This window comes from Microbacterium sp. 69-10 (genome assembly GCF_001897945.1).
Lineage (GTDB): Bacteria > Actinomycetota > Actinomycetes > Actinomycetales > Microbacteriaceae > Microbacterium.
In genome coordinates, this window is sequence record NZ_MKRT01000001.1 from 78,169 (window position 1) to 100,295 (window position 22,127).

At 69.0% G+C, this 22,127-nt stretch carries 18 protein-coding genes; 7 read left to right on the forward strand and 11 right to left on the reverse strand.

Annotation, left to right across the window (positions count from 1 at the left end; all coding sequences use genetic code 11):
- The first annotated feature begins 144 nt into the window (after window positions 1-144).
- From BGN97_RS00415 to BGN97_RS00425, 3 genes are all read left to right on the forward strand, one after another.
- Window positions 145-729 (forward strand): hypothetical protein, encoded by a 585-nt coding sequence (locus BGN97_RS00415; RefSeq protein WP_281862087.1) that lies wholly within the window; start codon window positions 145-147, stop codon window positions 727-729.
- A 177-nt stretch (window positions 730-906) separates the two neighbouring features.
- Window positions 907-2,241 (forward strand): DUF2252 domain-containing protein, encoded by a 1,335-nt coding sequence (locus BGN97_RS00420; protein ID WP_281862089.1) that lies wholly within the window; start codon window positions 907-909, stop codon window positions 2,239-2,241.
- A gap of 213 nt (window positions 2,242-2,454) precedes the next feature.
- Window positions 2,455-4,782, forward strand: coding sequence for a DUF2510 domain-containing protein (locus BGN97_RS00425; protein WP_281862091.1), 2,328 nt, complete (start codon window positions 2,455-2,457; stop codon window positions 4,780-4,782).
- A 108-nt stretch (window positions 4,783-4,890) separates the two neighbouring features.
- Here the strand turns inward: BGN97_RS00425 and BGN97_RS00430 are convergent, their stop codons facing one another.
- Window positions 4,891-5,463: a dihydrofolate reductase family protein gene (locus tag BGN97_RS00430; RefSeq protein WP_281862093.1), complete on the reverse strand. Its 573-nt coding sequence runs from the start codon at window positions 5,461-5,463 to the stop codon at window positions 4,891-4,893.
- A gap of 71 nt (window positions 5,464-5,534) precedes the next feature.
- On the opposite strand from BGN97_RS00430, the gene BGN97_RS00435 reads away from it, so the two are divergent.
- Window positions 5,535-6,101, forward strand: coding sequence for a TetR/AcrR family transcriptional regulator (locus tag BGN97_RS00435; RefSeq protein ID WP_281862095.1), 567 nt, complete (start codon window positions 5,535-5,537; stop codon window positions 6,099-6,101).
- A 75-nt stretch (window positions 6,102-6,176) separates the two neighbouring features.
- Here BGN97_RS00435 and BGN97_RS00440 read toward each other — a convergent pair whose 3' ends face one another.
- The 4 genes from BGN97_RS00440 to BGN97_RS00455 form a co-directional block, all read right to left on the reverse strand.
- Entirely contained in the window at window positions 6,177-7,808 is a 1,632-nt protein-coding gene (locus BGN97_RS00440; protein ID WP_292697050.1) for a fucose isomerase, read from the reverse strand.
- A 26-nt stretch (window positions 7,809-7,834) separates the two neighbouring features.
- Window positions 7,835-10,402 (reverse strand): GH116 family glycosyl-hydrolase, encoded by a 2,568-nt coding sequence (locus BGN97_RS00445; RefSeq protein ID WP_292697051.1) that lies wholly within the window; start codon window positions 10,400-10,402, stop codon window positions 7,835-7,837.
- The gene (locus tag BGN97_RS00450; protein ID WP_292697054.1) at window positions 10,399-11,922 is read right to left on the reverse strand and encodes an FGGY family carbohydrate kinase; all 1,524 of its coding nucleotides are present in this window, start codon (window positions 11,920-11,922) and stop codon (window positions 10,399-10,401) included. The genes BGN97_RS00445 and BGN97_RS00450 overlap by 4 nt, the downstream gene beginning before the upstream one ends.
- A gap of 131 nt (window positions 11,923-12,053) precedes the next feature.
- Window positions 12,054-13,031 (reverse strand): LacI family DNA-binding transcriptional regulator, encoded by a 978-nt coding sequence (locus BGN97_RS00455; RefSeq protein WP_292697057.1) that lies wholly within the window; start codon window positions 13,029-13,031, stop codon window positions 12,054-12,056.
- Between the two features lie 119 nt (window positions 13,032-13,150).
- On the opposite strand from BGN97_RS00455, the gene BGN97_RS00460 reads away from it, so the two are divergent.
- From BGN97_RS00460 to BGN97_RS00470, 3 genes are read left to right on the forward strand one after another with little or no spacing between them, the layout of a single operon-like run.
- Window positions 13,151-14,263: a glycoside hydrolase family 172 protein gene (locus BGN97_RS00460; protein ID WP_292697060.1), complete on the forward strand. Its 1,113-nt coding sequence runs from the start codon at window positions 13,151-13,153 to the stop codon at window positions 14,261-14,263.
- Between the two features lies 1 nt (window position 14,264).
- The gene (locus BGN97_RS00465) at window positions 14,265-15,011 is read left to right on the forward strand and encodes an SDR family oxidoreductase (protein WP_292697062.1); all 747 of its coding nucleotides are present in this window, start codon (window positions 14,265-14,267) and stop codon (window positions 15,009-15,011) included.
- A 1-nt stretch (window position 15,012) separates the two neighbouring features.
- On the forward strand, window positions 15,013-16,113 hold the full coding sequence (locus tag BGN97_RS00470; protein ID WP_292697065.1) for a DUF4185 domain-containing protein: 1,101 nt from the start codon (window positions 15,013-15,015) through the stop codon (window positions 16,111-16,113).
- Window positions 16,114-16,201: 88 nt separating this feature from the next.
- On the opposite strand, the gene BGN97_RS00475 is transcribed toward BGN97_RS00470, so the two are convergent.
- The 6 genes from BGN97_RS00475 to BGN97_RS00500 all read right to left on the reverse strand — a co-directional run.
- Window positions 16,202-17,311: a DUF4185 domain-containing protein gene (locus tag BGN97_RS00475; RefSeq protein WP_292697068.1), complete on the reverse strand. Its 1,110-nt coding sequence runs from the start codon at window positions 17,309-17,311 to the stop codon at window positions 16,202-16,204.
- A gap of 28 nt (window positions 17,312-17,339) precedes the next feature.
- Entirely contained in the window at window positions 17,340-17,729 is a 390-nt protein-coding gene (locus tag BGN97_RS00480) for a hypothetical protein (RefSeq protein WP_292697071.1), read from the reverse strand.
- Between the two features lie 116 nt (window positions 17,730-17,845).
- Window positions 17,846-18,745 carry a carbohydrate ABC transporter permease gene (locus BGN97_RS00485; protein ID WP_292697073.1) on the reverse strand — a complete coding sequence of 300 codons (900 nt, stop codon included), beginning with the start codon at window positions 18,743-18,745 and terminating at the stop codon, window positions 17,846-17,848.
- Window positions 18,745-19,671: a sugar ABC transporter permease gene (locus BGN97_RS00490; protein WP_292697075.1), complete on the reverse strand. Its 927-nt coding sequence runs from the start codon at window positions 19,669-19,671 to the stop codon at window positions 18,745-18,747. Before BGN97_RS00490 ends, BGN97_RS00485 begins: the two co-directional genes overlap by 1 nt.
- Window positions 19,672-19,740: 69 nt before the next feature.
- A complete protein-coding gene (locus BGN97_RS00495) occupies window positions 19,741-21,114 on the reverse strand; it encodes an extracellular solute-binding protein (RefSeq protein ID WP_292697078.1) in 1,374 nt (457 codons plus the stop codon).
- Between the two features lie 143 nt (window positions 21,115-21,257).
- Window positions 21,258-22,127, reverse strand: an 870-nt coding sequence (locus BGN97_RS00500) for a DUF4185 domain-containing protein (protein ID WP_292697080.1), incomplete at its 5' end; no start/stop codon positions are given.

Genomic DNA, 22,127 nt, shown 5'->3' on the forward strand with positions numbered 1-22,127 from the left:
GATGCTGCCTATCTGTAGCTCAGGGGTCGCGGCGTCGTGCGCCGGCCCGCTCGGGCGCAGTAACTCTACCCGAGCGGGCTGAGCCGGAGAGGGAGGCCCGGCCGCTCCCAGCGGATGCCGTGCCATCGGCCCTACGGTGGTGGCATGCGCCTGATCTCCTCCGCCGACCCGTCGCTGTGGATCCCCGTCACCGGTTCGCTCGGCTTCACCGGCCGGCGACACCGCAAGGCCGCGATCCGGATGCTGATGGCGCAGGCCAACAGTGCGATGGGACGCGACGACCGTCCGGGATCGCGCGTGGGCGCGTGGCTGGCGAGCCAGGCGATTCCGCTGGCGATGCGCAAGGCCGACGGTCGTGTGCTCGCCTGGACGTGGAAGGCCGAGCCCGAGCTGGTCGTGGCGATGGCGAACGTGCAGGAGCTCACCCCGCAGCTGCGCACCATGCGGGCGATGATGCCCATCGAGTACGACGACACCGAGAGCTTCCCGACCCCGCTCGGGGTGGGCGAGAAGCTGCTCATGCCGATGCCCGCGAACCCGGCGTCGCCGCCGTCGGCGACCTACACCTGGGACACCGGCACGCATCTGATCACGCTCACCGCGGTGTGCAGCGACCGCGAGCGGTTCGGCACGCTGGAGAAGCAGCTCGACGACCTGGCCCGCAGCATCCGCATCGCCGCCGACCTGACCGGCGGCGAGTCGAACATCCTGCAGCTCCCGCCCGCCTGACGCCGGTGCCCGCACCTCTCCCCAGCTCCATCATGTCGCCGCCCCTGCTGGGCTACCTCGCCCCTGCTGATTCACGTAAGCCAGCAGGGGCGAGGCAGCTGAACAGGGGCGAAGAGAGTCGAGACTCGGGCGTACGTCGGTCTGGCGGCGGAGCGCCGCGGCACGGGATCATGGGGCATGAGCACCGACATCCCCGCCTCCCGTGCGCAGCGCCACGCACGGGGTCGCCGTGCACGCGAGGTCGCGCCACGCTCCTCCCTGGCCGGCCTCGGCGACGAGACCCGCGACCCGCTCGGCATCCTCGCCGTGCCGAACGAGACGCGCGTCCCGGAGCTGGTGCCGCTGCGCGCCGAGCGGATGTCTGCCAGTCCGTTCACGTTCTTCCGCGGGACGGCGGCGCTCATGGCAGCCGATCTCGCGACCTCGCCGCACAGCGGCATCCTGGTGGCCTCCTGCGGTGACGCGCACGTGTCGAACTTCGGTTTCTATGCATCGCCGGAGCGCGAGCTGGTGTTCGACCTGAACGACTTCGACGAGGCCGCCTGGGCGCCGTGGGAGTGGGATCTCAAGCGCCTGCTGACGAGCGTGGTGATCGGCGGGCGCGCCTCGCAGCGCGATGAGACCGTGATCGAGCGGGCCTGCCGCACCGCGGTGTCGGCCTACGTACGCGCGCTGCGGACGGCGACGGAGGCGAGCCCGACCGAGCGCTACTTCGCGCACTTCGCGGTGCAGAGCACCCGCGGGCTGCTCGACAAGGCGTCGCGCAAAGCGATCGCGCAGGCGGCGAAACAGGCCCAGCGACGCACCACGGCCAGGGCTGTGCACCGGCTCACCGAGCTCGATCCGCAGGGGCGACGGCGCTTCGTCGAGACACCGCCGACGATGTCGGCCGTGGACGATCAGACGCGCACGCACGTGCTCGAGCGGTTCCGGTCGTTCCTGGCATCCGTACCCGCCGATGTCGCGCTGCTGTTCGACCAGTACACGATCGCCGACGTGGCGCAGCGCGTGGTCGGCGTGGGCAGCGTCGGCACCCGCTGCTACCTCGTGCTGCTGGAGGACGGCGATGGCCACACGCTGCTCATGCAGCCCAAGCAGGCGGGACTGAGCGTGCTGGTCGAGCACGGCGGCGTCGCGCGGCCGGCAGCGCTGCAGGCGCTGATCGAGCACGGCGGCCAGGGTGCACGGGTGGTGGCGATGCAGCACGTGCTGCAGGCGCTGTCGGACCCGTTCCTCGGCCACGTGCGCAGCGCGAACGCCGACTACTACGTGCGGCAGTTCCACGACATGAAGGGCGGAATCGACGTCGAGGAGCTCGACGACGCCCCCTTCGTCACCTACGCACAGGCGTGCGCCGTGGTGCTCGCACGGGCGCACAGCCAGTCGGCGACGGCCGGCGAGGTGGTCGGCTACATCGGCCGCGGCAGGGTGGTGGCCGATGCCCTGCCGGCCTGGTCATACGCCTATGCCGAGGTGTCGGATGCCGACCATCGGGCGTTCCTGCGCTCCTGAGTCACATCCGGGAGCACTCCGCGATCACGACGCCCAATCGAGTCGGGTCACCGCGTCGGGCGCCTCCGTGTGCCATGGGCCGCGGGGCATGGGTCCCTCTGCCCATGCCCCGCCCTCGCGTCGGCAGCGCCGCCCTGGATAGGATTCGACTGTCACGTCTTGTCAGGGGGGCGACGTGCTGCTCGGTGCCCCCTGCGCTTCCAGGAGGCACCCATGTCCACACCCGAAGCCAACTGGTATCCGGACCCGTCGAACGCGACTCAGCTGCGCTGGTGGGACGGCCAGTCCTGGACCTCGCACGTCCAGCCGATGCCGGTGGAGCAGACCTCCGCAGCGCCGGCCCCGGCCGCACAGGCCCCCGCAGCGCCGGCTCCGGCCGCACAGGCTGCGGCCGCTCCCGCTGATGGCACGGCACCCGCCAAGAAGAAGAGCCGCACCCCGCTGCTCATCGGGCTGGGCGTCGGCGCCGTGGTCATCGCACTGGTCGTGAGCCTGACGGTCGTCGCGATCAACTGGCTCAGTCCGATGATCCCGGGATCACTGCCGACCACGGCATCCGCTGTGTCCGGCCACGACTACCTGATGACCGAGCCGATGCTGGATCGCGATCCGCAGAGCAAGTTCTCCTTCCCCGCCCCGTACGACTTCGAGGCGCGCTACCCCTCTTCGATCACCCCGGAGACGAGGAGGAACGGGGATGCCACGCAGGAGGACGCCTTCGAACTGTTCCTCGACCCGTCGCTGACGGCGCGCTCGTCGCTGTCGATCTATCAGTCGAAGCCGGGCGCCGAGCTGTGGATCACCCCGAGCGAGTCCAACTCGCTCACCGGCGCCGGAAGCACCTCCACCCGCGTAGCACCGCGCGACTGGAGCTGGGGGCTCGAACCGGAGTACTACCTGGTGCGCCACGTCGATGAGAACGGCGACAAGCTGGACAAGTCTGTGGTCACCAGGATCACCTCCCGCGCCCCCGAGCTCGCCTCACCGCATGTCCGCGCCGAGCCGATCGCCGACACCGGAGCAGTGAAGCTGAGCTGGGATGCCGTGCCCGGTGCCACCGGTTACGTCGTGATCTCCAGCCACAGCGTGGTCACCGATGACAGCAAGTACCGCTTCTACTCGGCCTACGGCACCGTGAAGGAGACCAGCTGGTCATCGGAGGGCGACCTCGACCAGTTCGATCCCTCCACACGCCAGAACGTGTCGATGGTGCTGTTCAACGGCCAGAGTGCCGATCAGCTGATGGCACAGGGGACCAAAGATGCCGACGAGGAGGCGTTCAAGTACGAGACCGGGGACTTCCGGTGGGGTGTGGTCGCGACCGACGGCACCCACTATTCGCGAGCCGGCTCGCTCGCCGCCACCGGCCTCATCGACGCCCTGCCCTATGAGGTCGCGCGCTACACGATGGATCTCGGTGTCTTCAGCGGCAGCGCCCCCGACCCCGCCGCGCTGCCGCAGCAGTTCGCGTTCACCGGGCTCGACGGCCGCACACGCGCGACCCGCGCGTACATCGCCGACGACGGCATCACGGTCGAGAACGACTCGTGGGAGGTGCAGATCAGCGGTGCCGGGACGCTGCTGAAGGCGCCGCTCACCTGGCTCCTGCCCCGGGGACAGCAGGTCATGAGCCCGCAGGAGTTCATCGCCGCGTACAACGCCGGCGCAGAGAAGGCCTTCCAGCCGACGACCGGCATGGAGAGCTTCGTGGTGCTCTCCGGCACGCTCGAGGAGGTCGCCGCCGATGCCGTCGCCGCCGCCGAGCCCGCCAAGGTGGACTATCCGGTGTACGGCTCCGACGACTTCGTGAAGTTCCTGGCCGGTCACTTCATCGCCGGTTCCGAGCTGATCGATGTGACGAAATACGCCGAGGCGCCGGGTGCGCAGGCCCTGTGGGATGCCATCCAGGAGGCGAATTACCAGAACCCGTACGTCGTCGGCCTCGACCTGGGGAAGTTCCGCGAGAGCTACAGCGGGGACCGCAGGGTGATCCGTGCCGCCTACGACATCGACAAGGGCGAGCGGATGCGCCTGCAGAAGCTCACGGCCGACCACGTCGCCTCCGTCGTGAAGCAGGTGGTGAAGCCGGGCATGACCGCACGAGACACCGCCGTCGCGCTCAACGACTGGCTCGCGGCGAACACCGCGTACGACTATGGCGCCCTGGCCATGCGCGACGCCGTCGACAGGGGTGAGCAGGTCGCCCACGACAAGTACTCCTACGCCTGGCGACCCGACGGAGTGTTCGAGCACGGCACGGTGGTGTGCGGCGGGTACGCGATCACCTACGCGGCGCTGATGAACCAGGCCGGTGTCGAGACCGTCGTCGTGACCGGCGACGTGCTCAGCGGCGGCAGGCACGCGTGGAACAAGGTGAAGGTCGATGGCGCCTGGCTGTCGGTCGACACCACGTGGAACGATGGTCCTGCAGGGAACAGGTACCTGCTGATCAAGGACAGCCAGTTCACCGGACAGGCGACACGCACCGAGGACCCGTACTGGATTCGCGACGATCTTGTCTCGTCGTTCAAGACGCCCTGAGCCCCTCGGGCCCACCGGCCCGTCACAGTGGCGACGGCATATGCCCTGTTCGCACGCCTGCGCCGAGGTGTCGGATGCCGACGACCGGAGGTCGACGGCATCCCCGACTCACCCCCGGGAGTACTCCGCGATCACGACGCCCGAGTCGAAGCGGGTCACCGCATCGGGCATCATTCCGGTCGGGGCGTAGGAGCGGTCCCCGAACAGCCGGACGCCGTCGCCGAGCAGCACCGGGCTGATCTTCAGCACGAGGTGGTCGATCTCGTCGATGAGCGCGCCGGCGAGCGATCCGCCGCCGCAGAGCCAGATCCCGCGGCCGTCCTCGGCCTTCAGCTCGCGCACGACGTCGACGGGGTCGCGGTCGGTGAACTCGACGCCCTCGGCGCCCTCCGGGGCGTCGTGCGAGCGGGTGAAGACCACCTGCCTCAGGTGGGAGTACGGGTCGGGGAGCATAGGCAGGCCGACGGCGTAGGTGTTCCAGCCCATCACGACGGTGTCGAAGGGGCTGCCGTCGGCGGGCACGCCGGCGCGGTCGGCGAGCACCGTCGGAACGGTGCCGCGGTACTTCTCGCCGATGACGTCCATGTGGTCGCCCTCGGCGAGGAACCGGTCGAACTCTCCGTTCGGTCCGGCGATGAAGCCGTCCACGGAGACGGCGACGAAGTAGGTGAGTTCTCGCATCTGATTCCAATCACGACATGTGCAGTGGTTTGAGACTACAACAGGTGAAGTGGTTGCGCTAGTCTCGGATCATGGCGAAGAACGAGGCGCGACGCAACGCGCTGGCCGACGCGGGCATCACCGTGCTGGCCCGGGAGGGCTCTCGGGGACTCACGCACCGCGCGATCGATGCCGAGGCCGGTGTGCCCGTCGGCACGACATCGAACTACTTCCGCAGTCGCGAGAAGCTCATCGCCGGGCTCGTCGAGCGCATCGGCATCCGCCTCTCCCCCACTCCGGAGGACCTCGCGGCCCGGGCATCCGACGCCCCGACCCGCGAGCTGTTCGCCGACTACGTGCGCGACATCGTCCGGCGGCTCACCACGCACCGCGATGTGACCCTGGCGCTGTTCGAGCTGCGGCTCGAGGTCGCGCGGCGGCCCGAGCTGGCCGCCGCGATGCGGGAGTGGCAGCATCAGGCGCTGGACGGCGACGTCGCGTTCAACGAGGCCGCCGGGCTTCCCGGAGGGCGCCGCGAGATCACCCTCTTCCACTACGCGATCGACGGCCTGGTCTTCGACCGGCTCACCTCCCCCATCGACCCCGGCACCTCCACCGACGACATCGTGGACGTCCTGGTCGCGGGACTGCTGCGCTGACCGGACCGGGCACGACGAAGAACCCGCCCCCTGCGCGGACGCGGGAGGCGGGTTCTCGGCGGCGGATGCCGTGGGTCAGATCGTGACGTCGCCCACCAGGTTGACCTTGATGCCCAGGCCGTCGAACATGGCGGCCTTCGCGATCAGCGCCTTGTCGGCCGTCTCGGCGTCGGGCGCGTAGACCAGCTGCGCGTGGTTCGCCTTGTGACGGGCCATGAACTGGTCGCGGCTCTGGCCGTGCAGCACGACGTGCGCGATCGGCCATTCCGGGTTGGTCGCGTCCTTGCGGCGCTGCGTCTCGGCCTCGGGGAGCTCCACGACGGATGCCCGGAAGATGTCGGCCTGCAGGATGCCGTCGGCGATGAACACCCGCGAGAGCACGACCTCGCCGGGCTTGGAGACGCCGTTGATGGTGGCGCCGCCGGCCGGGAAGAACACGTGGCCCTGACGCCAGCCCTCGGCCTTGTCCCAGCCGCCCAGGTGCGAGGCGGGCACGGAGCCGGAGATCTCGTAGACCCAGACGAACTCGCCGTCGTGCTCCTCGCCCCAGCGCACATCGTGCAGAGTGTTGTCCGGCACCAGGCCCATCGCGCGCCACACCCGGTCGGTGATCAGCGCATCGACCGCCACGCCCTCATCGGCCTCGTTGAAGTGCGGGAAGGCGCGGGCCTCGTGCAGCACGCGGGAGCCGTCGCGCGAGGTCACCGGCGGGCGCTCGGTGGAGTTCAGGATGCCCTCGGCGAGGTCGGAGGCCGGCACCAGGTCCTTCAGGCCCTGCTGGTACTGGATGCCGACGGCGTCCAGGCCGAAGTCGTCGGCGATGCGGAGGGCGGCGATGTACATCTTCATCTGCCACTGCACCTGCTCGCGGGTGAGCTCGGTGGCCGCGTCCTCGCCGTACTTGAACGTCATGCCGTGGTCGACCAGCCAGTCGTAGGCGGCGTCGGCCTCGGCCTCGGTCACCTCGAGCATCTCGGCGTACAGCGCCGACTGCGAGAGGCGCTCCTTGTAGATGCCGATGGTGTTGAGCAGCTCATCGTCGAAGATCGCGTTGTACATGCCCATGCAGCCCTCGTCGAACACGCCGATGATGGCCTTGTCGGCGAGCAGCTCGGCGGCGAGCGCCTGACCCAGCTGCTTCTCGGCGGAGTCCGGGAGCTCGGGCAGGGCGCGCACGTGCGAGGCGTCGTGCGTGATGCGGCCGGTCTCGGTCCACTCGCGGATGCCGCCGGTGAACCAGTCGTCGGTGAAGTCCACCGACCAGGTGGTGGCGTACTCCTTGCCCATCTTGGTGAGGCCCGCGTTCAGGCCGAGCAGGCCCACGAGGCCCGGCCAGTCACCGGCGAAGTTGGCGACGGTGAGGATCGGACCGCGGTGGGTGCGCAGGCCCGCGAGGACGTGGTGCGAGTACTGCCAGTTGGCGATGGCGACGACGAGCGGGGCGTCGACCGGGATGCTCTTGAACACCTCCATGCCCATGCGCTGGCTGGAGATGAAGCCGTGCCCGGTGGCGGGGTCGACGCCGAAGGGCCGGATGACCGACCAGCCGAGGCCCTCGAGCACGCCGGTCACACCGGTCTCGAGCTCGACCTGGGTCGGCCAGCCGGCGACGTTCGCGGACTCGCGCAGGTCGCCGGAGGTGATCAGGTAGGCGGTCTTGGGCGCCGCCTCGGGGCGGGCGACCGGGGTGGGGAGGGTGTAGCTCATGGGATTCTCCGTTGTGGGTGTGAGGTTCAGTTGAGAGTGAGGGTGCGGGTCTCTCCCGCATCGAGATGGATGCCGCGACCGGCGACCTCGCCGCGGAGCCGCAGTTCGTCGAGGTCGAGCACGCCACCGTGGAGCCGCAGGGTGATCGCGTCCTCGCCGATCTCGACGCCGCCCCACCCGGTCCCCGTGGTGAACAGGAAGCGGGCGTCCCCCGGCAGCGCCGGATCGAACGAGAGCGTGCGCCCGCCGGCATCCCACTGCGCGCCGCTGGCGCCGATCAGCAGCCCCCAGGAAGCGAGCGAGCGGGCGTAGTGGTTCCCGCACTCGATCTCGTTCCACGGGTTGCGGTGCGCCCCGTCGTAGCGCGCCCGCAGCGTGCGCTCGATGCGCAGCGCTTCGTCGTACCGCCCTGCGAAGAGCAGCGAGACCGCGACCTGGTGCTCGATGCCCGTCCACACCTCGTCCGCGTAGACGAACGGGAGGGCGGGGCGCCCGCCTTCGGGCCAGGACGCCAGCAGCAGGCCGCCCTCATCGTTCAGCGCGTACACCCGCTGGGTGCTCTCGTGGTCGCGCAGGTCGCTGCGGTGGTTGTGCCGGACGATCGCGTCCAGCGCGGAGCGCACATGAGCTTCGGGCAGCAGGTACCCGAGACCGCCCAGGAAGGCGTGGAACTGGCCGAGCAGCTGATCCGACAGCACGCCGTCGCCGTACTGGTAGCGGTGGGCGTCGACGTCGTCGATCACCTGCCGGTAATACCGGCCGTTCCAGAGCACGCTCTCGATCGCGGCCGCGACGTGGTCAGCCCGCAGCGCCCATTCCTGCGCGCGCGCCGTGTCGCCGAGATGCTCCGCCATGCGGACGCCGGCGCGCAGCGCGGCGAGATGGATGACGTTCGAGAGCGGCTCGACACCATGGAACTCGATGTCATAGGTGTTGTGCATCTCGCCGTCGAGCAGCCCGTCGCCGTCGTGGTCCCATTCGTGCGCGGCGTAGTCGAGGGTCCGCGCCGCGGCGGGCCACAGCTCCCGGAGGAAGTCGTCATCGCCGGAGAAGCGCCACTCGCGGTGCAGGCGCAGGAAGGTGCCGAGCTGTCCGTCGACGGCGGGGCCGATGAACCAGCGGGGCGCCCCGAAGATCCTGTTGCCGCGGAACTTCTGCGCTCCGCTCTCATCGGTCTCGAGCAGGTACTCAGCGCGGCGGGCGCTGCGCTCCAGCCCGGGGAAGAGCCAGGCCGCGGTCTGCGCGTACGACCAGACGTGGGTGCAGGTGCCCTCGCAGGAGCCGCCGTGGTCGAACGATCCCTCCCAGGCCGCGAAGACGGGCCCGTCGCCCAGCTCGGGCGTGGGCGAATCCAGCACGAAGCAGGTGGTCGAGCGGAGCGCGGCGACGTTGGCGCCGACCGCGTCCGCGAGCACGGGGTCGAGGCTCCCGCCGTAGAGCGTCTCGACGAAGGCGTCGGTCGCGCCCTCCAGAGCCGGCAGGTCCCAGTGCAACTGCGCGGCCGCAGCCCAGGCATCCGGCCAGAGCGCCGCGTAGTGGTTGCGCACGACGGGGCCGAGCTCCTCGCGCAGGTCGCGCGTCCCCGACTCCAGAGCATCATCAAAAATGATGTGACCGTGCCAGCCCCGACGGCGGTTGGGGAAGCTCCAGGCGAGCACGAACTCGAAGTCCCGCTCCTCGCCGGGTGCGAGCGTGTGCACGATGCCGAGCGATCCGGTGCGCACACGAGGCAGCTTGGCGAGCATCTGCTCCTCGGTGAGCGCCGGCGCGTCCGGATCCGCATCCCGCTCGGCGAACAGGCCGCGCGGCTTGTCCTCCAGGGTCAGCCGCGGCTCGGGCGCGAGCAGGCCGTCGTCGGCGAGGTCGTCCCAGAACAGCCGCGCGCCGTCGGGCCAGTAGCTGGTGACCCACTGCGGCTTGGCGGTCGTCGACGAGTCGGTCGTCGTCAGGCTCATGGTCCCGTACCCGGGATCGTCGTGATCCAGGTCGATGTCGAAGTCGAGACCGCGGATGCCGTCGCTCTCGCGCCAGCGCACCGACTGCGTGCCGCGCATGCCCCAGGGCGCGTCCGGCCCGGGCGTCCCCCGGCCGGCCGTGTGGCTCATGCTGCCGACCACGGTGACGGCCACCGGTGCGTCGCCGGGATTGGCGACCCGGTACCGCAGCACGGCGGCGGGGATCCCCGAGGCGTCGGCGTCGAGCGGCACGAGCGGGGTGAAGGCGTGCAGCGACACGGTCACGGGCAGCGTCGCGTCCGTGAAGTCGATGTCGACGACGGGGTACTCGCCGCGCAGGTCGGCGGAGTCCAGCCGCGGCAGGCCGGCGAGCTCGTCGAACCCGTACCCCGCGTCCCGGTCGTGCCTGCCGTCGCTCCGCGCCTCCAGCACGCGGGTGACTGCGGGGCCGCCCTGCGGGGCGGCATGGATCGCGAAGAACGATCGCGGATTGAGCCGCCCCTTGTCGGGCAGGTTCTCGAACTCCCAGTCGCGCAGCTCCCCGCGCGCACCGAGGGACACGTTGCCCGTGCCGATCCCGCCGAGCGGGAACGCCACGCTCTCCGCGGTGTGCGGGATCGGGCGGGCGCGGCGGCTCATCGGTCGCCGTCCCGGTGGGCCTCGTCCCGGTGAGCCGCGTCCCGCTGCGACTCCGCGAGCTCATGCACGACCTCGGCGGTGCCCGCGTAGAGGCGCAGGTAGCGGTCGAACAGTTCGTCGTAGGCTGCACGACGGGCCGGGTCCGGCTCGATGCGATCCACGACGGGGTTCCAGTCCTCGATGCGCGGCGCGGCACCGACGGGCGCGACAGCGGTTGCAGCGAGGAACGCGGCGCCGTAACTCGCGCCGATCGTCGTGGCCGGCACCTCCTGCACGAGCCCGGTGGCGTCTGAGACGATCTGCAGCCAGAGGCGCCCCTGCGTGCCTCCGCCGACGGCGACGATGCGGCGGATGTCCGCCCCCGCCTCGCGCATGGTCTCCACGTTGTGCCGCACGCCCAGTGCCGTGGCCTCGAGAGCGGCGCGGTACAGGTCGCCACGTCCGTGACGGAGGGTGAGCCCGGCGATCACGCCGCGGGCGTCGGGATCCTGGATGGGGGTGCGCTCACCCGCGAAGTAGGGCAGGACCAGCAGCCCGCGCGCTCCGACGCCGGAATCCGCCGCCTCTGCGAGCAGCCGCGGGTAGTCGGCATCCGTCAGGTCCTTGAGCCAGGCCGTGAGCGCACCCGACGTCGACATGCCGCCGGCGAGGTTCCGGGTGCCCTCGAAGGCCCCGGCGGTCGTCCACATCGACGGCGTGCGCAGCGTCTCGGCGACGGTCGCCACGAGGAACATCGTGGTGCCGTACATCAGCATCAGGTCGCCGATGCCGTGCGCTCCCGCGCTGACTGCCTCGGTCCAGGCGTCGATCGTGCCGGTGATCACCGGTGTCCCCTCGGGGATGCCGGTGAGGGCGGATGCCTCGGCCGTGACCGCGCCCGCGACGTCCCCGGCCCAGGTCAGCGGGGGCGCCTCGATGCGAGCGGCGTAGGCGTCCCACCAGGGCGCGTGCCAGCGCTCGCCCTCCACGTCGTAGAACGGCGAGACCTGGCTGGCGGACTGGTGGTCGAGCACGTAGGCGCCGGTCAGCCTGCGCGCGAGCCAGGAGGCGGGCATGAACAGCCGCCTCGCCCGAGCCCAGGCATCCGGCTCCTCCTCTGCGACCCAGACGATCTTCGCGCCGCCGGCCTGCGAGGTGAGCGACGAGCCCCCGACGCGGGTGATCTCGTCCTCGCCGAGCTCGGCGGTGAGGCGGGCGATCTGCGCGGTGGCGCGCGTGTCGACGCCGTAGAGGATGGCGGGGCGCACCGGCTCGTCGTCCTCGTCGGCGAGGAGGACGCAGGGGCCCATCCCGCTGACGCCGACGCCCACGACCTCGGCGTCCGGGACCGAGGCGAGCAGCTCCTGCGAGATGGCGACGAACTCGTCCCACCAGATGCGGCCGTCCATCTCCACCCAGCCGGTACGGGGGCGATCGACGTCGTGCGCACGCGTCGCAGTGGCGAGGATCGACCCGTCCTCGGCTGCCAGCACGCCCTTGCTGCTGGATGTGCCGATGTCGACCCCGAGGGTGCAGCGCATGTGGTCCTCCTCGGCCGATGCTGTGTTCTCCCGCGACCTCAGCGTACGCGAAATCGATTTCATGACGCAACCGGATGACGGACGCATCGCCGAGGAACGGGCCGGGAATCCGGCGCCTCGCGCTCCCGAGGTCAGCGCGAGGCGCTGGCGGCGCGCACTTCGTTGCGCAGCACGATCGTGCGCGCGGGCTGCTGATCGCCGCGGATGCGCTCGAGCAGCATGCGTGCGGCGGTGACGCCCATGTGCCGCGCCGGCAGGCGCACGACGGTGACCGCGCTGGGCGACAGCGTGGTGAACGGAAGACTGCCGATCACGGCGACCCCGATCGCCGGAGGCGTCAGCGCGTGCTCGGTGAGCACCTGGATCGCGCCCACCCCGATCAGGTTGTTGCCCGCCACGACCGCATCGGGCGGCTCGGGCAGCGCGAGCAGCCGCTCCATGGCATCGCGACCGCCGTCGACGCGGAACGACGAGAAGGTGAGCAGGTCGACGGGGGGCTCGATGCCGGCCGCGCGGTGCGCGACCCGCCACCCCTCGGCACGGTCGCTCGAGGTCTCGATGTGCTCCGGGCCGCCGATGTACGCCACTCGCCGATGGGTCTTGAGCAGGTGCTCGGTCGCCATGCGCCCGGCGTCGCGGTTCGCCATCACGACTCCGTCGATGTCGTAGCCGGTGCTGCGGTCCACCGCCACGACCGGCCTTCCGGTCGCGAGGATCTCGTCGAGACTCGTGTGATCGGATGCCGCGGCCAGGATCACGCCCGACATGTTCTCGGCCATCGCGATGCGCAGATAGGTCGACTCCTTGTCGACCTGGGAGTCGCTGTTGCAGAGCACCACGGAGTAGCCGGCTTCGCTGGCGACGTCCTCGACGCCGCGGGCCATCTCGGTGAAGTAGGGGTTCTCGATGTCCGGGATCACCAGGGCGATCACCTCGGAGCTCTGCCGGCGCAGCGTGCGGGCCGCGCGGTTCGGCGTGAAGTTCAGCTGCTCGGCAGCATGGCGCACCGCGGTGGTCTTCGCCTCGGAGACCCCCACCCCGTTGAAGACGCGCGAGACCGTCGCCGGTGACACGCCGGCGAGCTGCGCGACGTCATAGATCGTGGCCACGTGTCTCCTCGCATGAAACTCCTGTGACGACAGGTTAGCGTGTTGAAATCGATTGCAACAGACGCGGTTAATAGGTACTGTGACGGAACACCCACACGCCGACACGAGGAAGTGCACGCATGCCCGATCTCAACTCCATCGCCGCCCTGCGACAGGTGCAGACGCGTTCGATCTCACCGGAGAACTTCGACGGTGCGGCCGGAGGCGGCGGACGAGCCACCGAGGGCACCGGCGCGGACTGCGCACGGGACCTCGGCCCCGGCTGGAAGATCTCACCCAGCGTCGACATCAAGGCCGGCGAGACCTTCGAGCTCGCCTCCATCGCCGGGGCGGGCAAGATCACGCACATCTGGATCACGACCCACACCGACAACTGGCGCACCCTGATCCTGCGGGCGTTCTGGGACGGCGCGGAGGAGCCCGCCGTCGAGGTGCCGTACGGCGACTTCTTCTGCAACGGCTGGGGTGTCTTCGCGCAGGTGAACTCGCAGGCCATCGCGGCCAACCCGCACGGCGGCTTCAACTCCTACTGGCCGATGCCGTTCCGCGACGGTGCGCGTCTCACGATCGAGAACACCTCGGTCGTCGACGTGCGGGTCTACTACCAGGTGACCTACGAGATCGGCGGCGACCACTCGAACGACGCCTACTTCCACGCGCAGTGGCGGCGCTCCAACCCGCTGGAGGAGCTGACGCCGCACGTGCTCCTGGAGGGCATCGAGGGCGAGGGGCACTACGTCGGCACTTACATCGCCTGGGGTGTCAACTCCAACGGATGGTGGGGCGAGGGCGAGATCAAGTTCTACCTCGACGACGACACCGACCACCCGACGATCTGCGGCACCGGCACCGAGGACTACTTCGGCGGCGCCTGGAACTTCGACATCCCGGGCAGGGGCTACACCGAGTTCTCCACGCCCTACCTCGGCATGCCGCAGGTGATCCGCCCGGACGGGCTGTACGTGTCGCAGCAGCGCTTCGGCATGTACCGCTGGCACCTGCAGGACCCGATCCACTTCGCCACGGGCATCCCGAAGGTCGACATCCAGGCTCTCGGCTGGCGCAGCGGATGGCGCTACCTCCCGCTGCGCGACGACATCGCGTCGACCGCGATGTTCTATCTCGACCGCCCGACCGCGCGACGTCCGAAGAGCCCGTCTGCGGACGACATGGAGGTCCACCTAGGAACGGCTCCCGTTCCCGACCTCGGCGCGACTCCTCCGAGGGTGTGACATGACGCACGCGACCTACCCCTCGCTGGCCGGCCGGCTCGTCGTCGTCACCGGCGGCGGGCGCGGCATCGGGCTGCAGACCGTGCGGCGGTTCCTGGAGCAGGGCTCCCGCGTCGTGGTGCTCGACCTCGCGATGACCGTCGACGACGTGGACGTCGAGTTCGTCAAGGCGGACGTGACGGATGCCGCTGCCGTCGCAGCCGCGGCATCCGACTTCGCCGACCGATTCGGCACCCCGGACGTCGTGCTCAACGCCGCTGGCATCGTGCGCTCGTCGAGTGCGGAGGAGATGTCGGTCGACGACTGGCGGCAGGTGGTCGACATCGACCTGTCCGGCACGTTCTACGTGTGCCAGGCGTTCGGCCGGCTCATGCTCCAGGCGGGACGCGGGTCGATCGTGAACATCGCGTCGATGAGCGGCATCATCAGCAACTTCCCGCAGAAGCAGTCCAGCTACAACGCGGCGAAGGCCGGCGTGATCCACCTCACCAGGACCCTCGCCGGGGAGTGGGCCGACCGTGGCGTGCGGGTGAACTCGGTCTCGCCCGGCTACATCGGAACCGATCTGACCGGAGCCCTGCTCGATCGCGAGCCCGAGTTGGGCGTCGTCTGGCGGGAGCGGACGCCGATGGGAAGGCTCGGAACCCCTGACGAGGTCGCCTCGGTGATCCTGTTCCTCGCCTCCGACGAGTCGAGTTTCATGACGGGCTCCGACGTGGTCGCCGACGGCGGGTACACGGTATGGTGACATGAACCGCCGGTCGGCTTCGATCGCGATCCTCGCAGTGAGCGCCGTGCTGCTGACCGGATGCTCCGCGGCATCCGCTCCGATCGAGGCCGTGACCGTCGCGGATGCGCCGACCGCGATCGGCGTCTCGGACGGCGATCTGTGGCCCAGCTGCTGGTCGGATGACGGTGCACTGTATGCCGCGAACGGCGACGGCTCGGGGTTCGGCAGCACGTTCGGCGACATCGTGATGAACCGGATCACCGGAACCCCGGCATCCGATGATCTGGCGGGCGAAGGGCTCGTGTCCGGCGACGCCCTCGGCCAGGTCTGGACGGATGCCGAGGGGTACACGCGCAAGCCGACCGGGATGCTGTGCATGGGCGGCGCGCTGTACCTGGCCGTGCAGGATCTCGCACCCGACTTCGACGCCGCCCCGAACGCGACGATCGCGCGCAGCGACGACCACGGCAGGACGTGGAACTGGGACCACTCGGCGCCGATGTTCGACGACGGCGTCTTCACCACCGTCTGGTTCGCCGACTACGGGATGGATGCCGAGCGCCGGCCCGAGAAGGACTACGTCTACGCCTTCGGGCTCGACGGCAACTGGCGCGACTCGTTCACCGACGTCGTGCCGGATCCGACCGAGCTGTTCCTGGCCCGGGTGCCGACCGCCTCCGTTCAGGACCGCGCGAGCTGGGAGTTCTTCGCCGGTGAGCCGGGCGCCGCCGAGGCCACCTGGACGCGCGACATCGCCGCGAAGAAGCCCGTCCTGGTGGACGACCGGCGAACCGCCCACGGGATGAGCGTGATCTCACAGGGCGGGGTCACGTACCTGCCGAAGCGCGGCCGCTACCTCTACACATCGTGGACCGAGTACACGTTCGAGTTCTACGAGGCACCGCAGCCCTGGGGCCCGTGGACGCCCGTGCTCTCGGAGGACTTCGGCACGTACCCGTGGCAGGCGGATCGCATCGGCGGCTACGCCACGACCGTGCCGTCGAAGTTCGTCTCGGATGACGAGAAGACCGCGTGGGTGCAGTCCAACGTCTGCCCCTGCGCCCCCGCGGGCGTGACCTCGTACTGGTTCGGGCTCAGGCAGATGACGCTCCCGGACTGAGCGTCCGGCTCCGTTGAGATCGGGGCGGTCTCCTGGGAGACGAACTGTCAGGTGCACGCCAATTCGGTCCTCGATCGCTTCGTCGCTGTCAGGCCAGCCCCTGCACCCGGAACTGCTCGGAGTGATAGACGCTGCTGTTGCCGGTGTTCCATTGACTCACGCTCAGATGCAGGTCGCCCAGGGTGGAGCCGGGGATGATGTAGCCGCCGTAGAGCTGCGCGACGTGCGTGGCATCCTCGGATCCCCAGCTTCCGCCCCAGAGCAGGGTCGTCTTCGCAGCCGTATAGAGGTTGTCGGTCGGCGTGTTCAGCACCATCGCGTCGATCCGGTAGTCGGCCGCGTTGAACCACGTGAGGATCCACTTGCCGCCCAGCGGTCGCAGGCACATCTCGCCGAACTTGCCTGGCAGCACCTCGGTGGCCGGGTTGCCCCACCCCCACGACCCGTTCGCGAACCCCCACGGCTGGTAGGCGGACAGCTGCGTCATCTGGCTCGATGCCACGCGGTACAGCACGATTCCCTTGTCGCGCTGGAACCCCGTCCCGTAGATGTAGACGTACCCGTCGTTGCCCAGACCCCAGGTGATGCACTGGAAGCGTCCGCCCGCCATGTCCGCCGGGAACTTCAGCCCGGTGTGGAACCAAGTGGCTCCGCTGTCGTCGGATGCCCACAGCTCGGTCCATCGCACCATGCCGAATTCAGGACCGTTGACGATCGCATGCAGGTACATCCGCGATCCGATGGTGATGACATCCGAGGGGATGACCGTCTTGAAATAGGCGTCATGCGGGTAGTACCAGAGCTGCGGGGCCACGCCGGTCGTCGCCGTCCCGGCGCCGGCGCATCCATTGAACGTCACGCCCGCTGCCAGATTCGTCGTCGACGAGTACAGGGCCACGGGCGAGCGCCAGTTCGCACCGCCGACGTGATCGGCCCAGGTGTCGCCGAACACGAACAGCAGGCGCCCGTCGGGGGTGCGCGCCGGGATGCCCAGGTCGGTCGCCCCGACGCCGTACTGCACGCTCGTCTGGGTGCCCGCCAGCACCTTCATCCGCGTGACGGTCAGCGGCCCGGCGGCCGTCGCGGCCGGTGCGGCCGCGATGCCGACAGCGGATGCCGCGCCCACCGCCCCCGCAGCGAGGGCGCCCTGCAGCAGTGCGCGACGACTCATCCATGGTTGACGGTACTGCTCGGTCATGCTCGACTCCTTCGTCGTGAGGTCGGCTTCAGCGGCCTCGTGGTTCGGCCGACTCGACGTCGGCCAGGTTCTCCCTCGCCCATGCCTCGATCCGTTCGGCGACCTCTCCGGCCGAGAGCGCATCGGTGTCCAGCACCGTCACCGGCCAGCGCGGATCGACGCCGCTCAGCGTCTCCCAGCGCGACCAGTCCATCGGCACCGGCGTGTCCACGCGGATGACCTCCGGTGCATGCTGCGGATCCTCCGAGTGGCGTCGGAACCACTGCCCGAACCGCAGGTGGTGCACCAGCGAGTCGGCGGGTTCGCCCCGCCCGATCAGGCGCGCCTCCTGCACCTGCGGTGACGCCGCCAGCACGCAGACCGCGATGCCGTCGAGCTGCTCGGCGGACGGCACGGCGAGCAGCTCACCGGGCGGCACCGAACTCGACGCAGACCACGGGAGTCCCGAAGTCGACCTCGCGCAGCAGTTCGAGGACGGTCGACTTGCCCGTCCCGCTCGCACCCGTCACCGACAGCAGCATCCTGGTCCTCCGCTCACTTGAGTCCGGCCATCTTGATGTTCCCGATGATCTGGCGCTGGAAGATGAGGAAGAGGATCACGACCGGAGCCGCGGCGAGGACCGAACCCGCCATCAGCAGGCCGAGTTCAGTGCTGCGCTCGGAGCGGAACGTGGCGAGGTACTGCTGCACCACGAATCGCTCCGGGGTCGTGATCGTCATGATCGGCCACACGTAGGAGTTCCAGTAGGCCAGGAAGGCCGTGATCCCCATCACGACGAACGGCGGCTTCGACAGCGGCAGGAAGATGCGCCAGAAGATCTGGAAGCGACCGCATCCGTCGAGCATGGCCGCCTCCTCCAGGCTGGCCGGGATGTTCAGATAGAACTGCCGGATGAAGAACACCGCTCCCGCGCTCGCGGCCCCCGGGATCACGAGCACCGCGAGCGTGTCGAGCATCGACAGGCGCGTGACCACGATGAAGCTCGTCAGCAGGATCGTCATGCCCGGGATGAACATGGTCGTGATCACCGCGACCCACAGCGTGCGCTGGAACCGGAAGTTGAGGCGCGCGAACGCGTACGCCGCGAGAGAGTTCACGGTCAGGCTCAGCACGGTGAAGAGCACGGCGCCGAGGAACGTCCACAGCATCGTCCGCGAGAACGTCGGGTCGGCGAGGATCTGCGCGTAGTTCTGCCAGCGCCACACCTCGGGGAAGAACTGGAACGGCGTCGAGACGACCTCGGTCTTGGACTTGAAGCCCGCGATCACCATCCAGGCGAGCGGGAAGAGCGCGGCCACGAGGAAGATCAGGCCGACGATGACCTTTCCGGCCAGCGCGAGCCAGCCGCTCGACGTCCGCGGCAGCCTGGACCGGGCGGACGGCTCCTTGCCCGCGAGCACGATACGGGTGGTCTCACCCTGCATGACGGCCATCAGTCGACCAGCCTCTCGGAGTTGACGAACTTGAACACGAGGGCCGAGACGGAGCCCAGCACGACGAACAGCAGCAGTGCGGCGGCGATCGAGTAGCCGACGTTGATGTCGTTCCGGAAGTGATTGAAGATGAACAGGTTCGGCAGCGTGGTCGAATCGAGCGGCCCGCCGCCGGTCATGACGAGGGGCAGCTCGAACTGCTGGATCGCCGCGACGAAGCCGGTCACGAGCAGGTAGAGGAAGACGTTCTTCATCTGCGGGATGGTGATGTAGAAGGTCTTCTGCCACCAGCCGGCGCCCTCCATCGCCGCCGCCTCGTAGTACTCGGTCGGGATGTCGACCATCGCGGCGACCATGATGAGCGAGGTCAATCCCATGCCCAGCCAGACGGCCGGGATCGCGATCGCCAGGAGCGCCCAGGCGGGATCGCCGATCCATGCGATCGGATCGATGCCGAAGGCGCCGAGGAAGGCGTTGAGCAGACCGCCGGAGTAGTCGTAGATCAGCACGAAGATGATCGACGTGATCACACCCGAGATGATGGTCGGGATGTAGATGCTGACCTTGAGGATGCTGGCGAAGCGGCGCGACACCGCGACGACCAGGCTGGAGAACAGGTAGGCGAGCACGAGCATCGGCGGCACCGTCATCAGCACGAACACGAAGCCGCGGCCGATCGTCGCGATGAACAGCGGGTCGCTCAGCACGTCGGTGAAGTTCTTGAACCCGACGAAGACGGGCTCCTTGTAGAAGCTCCAGTCCTGGAAGGACAGGAATCCCGCGTAGAAGGCCGGCCAGATCACGAAGATCCCCAGCAGGATCAGCACCGGCGCGAGCATCAGCAGTGCGAGTTTGGTGTCCCGGTAGCGGTAGCGGTCATGGCGCTGACGCTGTTGGCGCCGCACGCCCCTCTCGGCGGTGGTCATCGGTGGTCCCGTCCTGTCGGCATGGTTCCGGGAGCCGGCGCCAGTCGGCCGGCTCCCGGATCTCGGATGTCAGTTCTTCGGCGCCTTCTCGGGCAGCTTCTCGCGATCGATCACGGTCTGGATCGCCTTCTCGGCGGTCGCGATCGCGGAATCCGGTGTGGCAGCGCCCTTCATCACCGACTCCATCGCAGTGCCGACGGCGAGGGACACGTCCCACGGGTAGGTCGGCTCGGGGATGGCGGTCGGGGCGATGTCGTCGACGACGACCTTCGACCAGGGCGCCTTCGCAGCGGCCTCGTCCTTGGCTACGGCATCCTGCACCGACTTGCGGACCGGGACCTTGGTGAACTGGGTCTGCACGAAGAACGGCACGAGGTTGGCGGTGTCACCGGCGAGCGCCCACTCCAGGAACTTGCCTGCGGCCTCGGGGTTCTTGCTCTTCGCGTCGATCACCCACTTGAAGTTGCCGAGCGTGGTCGCCGTGCGGTCGTCGCCGCCGGAGGCGTTCGGGAACGCACCGACGCCGGTGTTGGTCAGCATGTCCTTGTAGTCGGAGCCGATCTGCGACATCATCCACGAGCCGGACACCTTGAAGGCGACCTTCTTCTCGCCGAAGTCCTTGCCGCCGACGTACGCGTCGAGCGCCTGCTTGGCCATGTAGCCCTTATCCCAGAGCTCCTTGTACTTCAGCATCAGGCTCTTGTAGCCGTCGTTGTTGATGTCGGGCTTGGTCCAGTCGTCGGTCAGCGCGGTGTGACCGGAGAAGTTGTACTGCTGTCCGACCGTGGACCAGGCGAAGGTCGCGGCGTCGGATGCCGGGGAGATGCAGTACGTGCCCTTGGCGAGCGTCGGCTGGATCTTGGCGCAGTCCGCGAGCAGCTCGTCCCAGGTGGTGGGACCGGCCTCCGCGTCGACACCGGCCTTGGTCAGCATCTCCTTGTTCCAGAACAGCACGGTCTGCGCCTCGAGCAGCAGTGGGTACGCGTAGTACTTGCCGCCGATCTCGGAGACGGGCTTCGCCGCATCGATGATCTCGTCCAGCTTGGACTGATCGACGACCTTGTTGAGCTCGTAGAGCTGACCGGCGTTGACGGCGTCCTGGATGCTGCCGGAGTGCGTGTAGATGTCGGGAGCCTTGCCGGCTGCCTGCGCCGCCTTCATCTTCTGGTCCCACGCGTCGGCCGGCACCTCGGTGTCGACGACCTTGATCTTGTCCTGCGAGGCGTTGAACTTCTTGACGATGTCCTTGTACCAGGCGTTCTCCACCGGGGTGAAGGTGCGGTGCCAGAACTGCACCGTGGTGGCGCCGCCGCTGCCGCCGTCGCCGTCGCCGGCTCCCTGGCCGGGAGTGCTCGAACCGCAGCCGGCGAGAAGGCCGACCGCTGTGACCGCACCGAGGGCGGAGAGGATCATCCGCCTCTTGCGAGAAGTGTTGATTGCCATTGGTTCCTCCTCAGGAACACGAATCGTCGTCGAATCGGGGCTGTGTTCGGCTGGTGCCGAGGGACACGGGCGGGCGAACGGGCCGCGCCGACCGGGTAGAGGTCACGTTAGACGAAATCGATTTCAAGCACAAGGGATCTCACTCACGGCACTCTGCGATCGAGTCGGGCGGAGAACCAGAAGACGTTGTACGGGCCCCAGAGCGACATGGTGAAGTACACGGTGCGCCCGTCGGCGGAGGGGTACCGCGGATTCAGATAGGGCGAGTAGAGGCCCGGGTAGTCACTCGCCGATGCCACCTCGATCGGCTCACCCCAGGGACCCCAGGGCGTCGCCCCCTCGCGGATGTAGGCGTTCCCCGCGTCCGAATAGGTCATGATCCAGCGGTCGAGATAGCGGGACCACATGACCGAGAGCTCGCCGATCGTGCCCTCGAGGACGGTCACCGCATCCGTCATGTCGGCGCTCCAGTGCGGGGTCGCGCCGTCGGCACCGGCGAAGTACTCGTAGCCCGACTGCGACTCGACGGCGCTGCGCTCCGACCGCACGCGCATGAGCTGGACGCCGCCGAACCGGCCTGAGCGGATGCCCCAGATGTACACGTAGTCGCTGCCACCGTCCATGACGTGCGCCGTGGCGAACTGGACGAAGTTCGAGTCGCCCGGCCAGCGCACCCCGGGGACCGGATGCCAGCTCTCACCGCCGTCGGAGGAGGTGATCAGCGCGGAGTGGTTCGCATCCCAGGCGCCGGGGTCGCCCCAGTGGGACACGGACATGTACGAGACGTACATGTCGTCGCCGACGGTGAATCCGTAGGTGGGGATCTTCGTCACCTCCCCGCCGATGTCGTTCGAGTCGTGGTCCCCCTCGATGAGCGCCGCGGCCAGACCGACGTCATCCACGTGCCAGCCGTCGAACGTGATCCCGTCGGTCGGATCGTCATCGGTGGTCCACGCCGCGACGTTCGAGCGCCAGAACCCGCCCTGACCGCCGATCGAATCCGGATCCCGCTC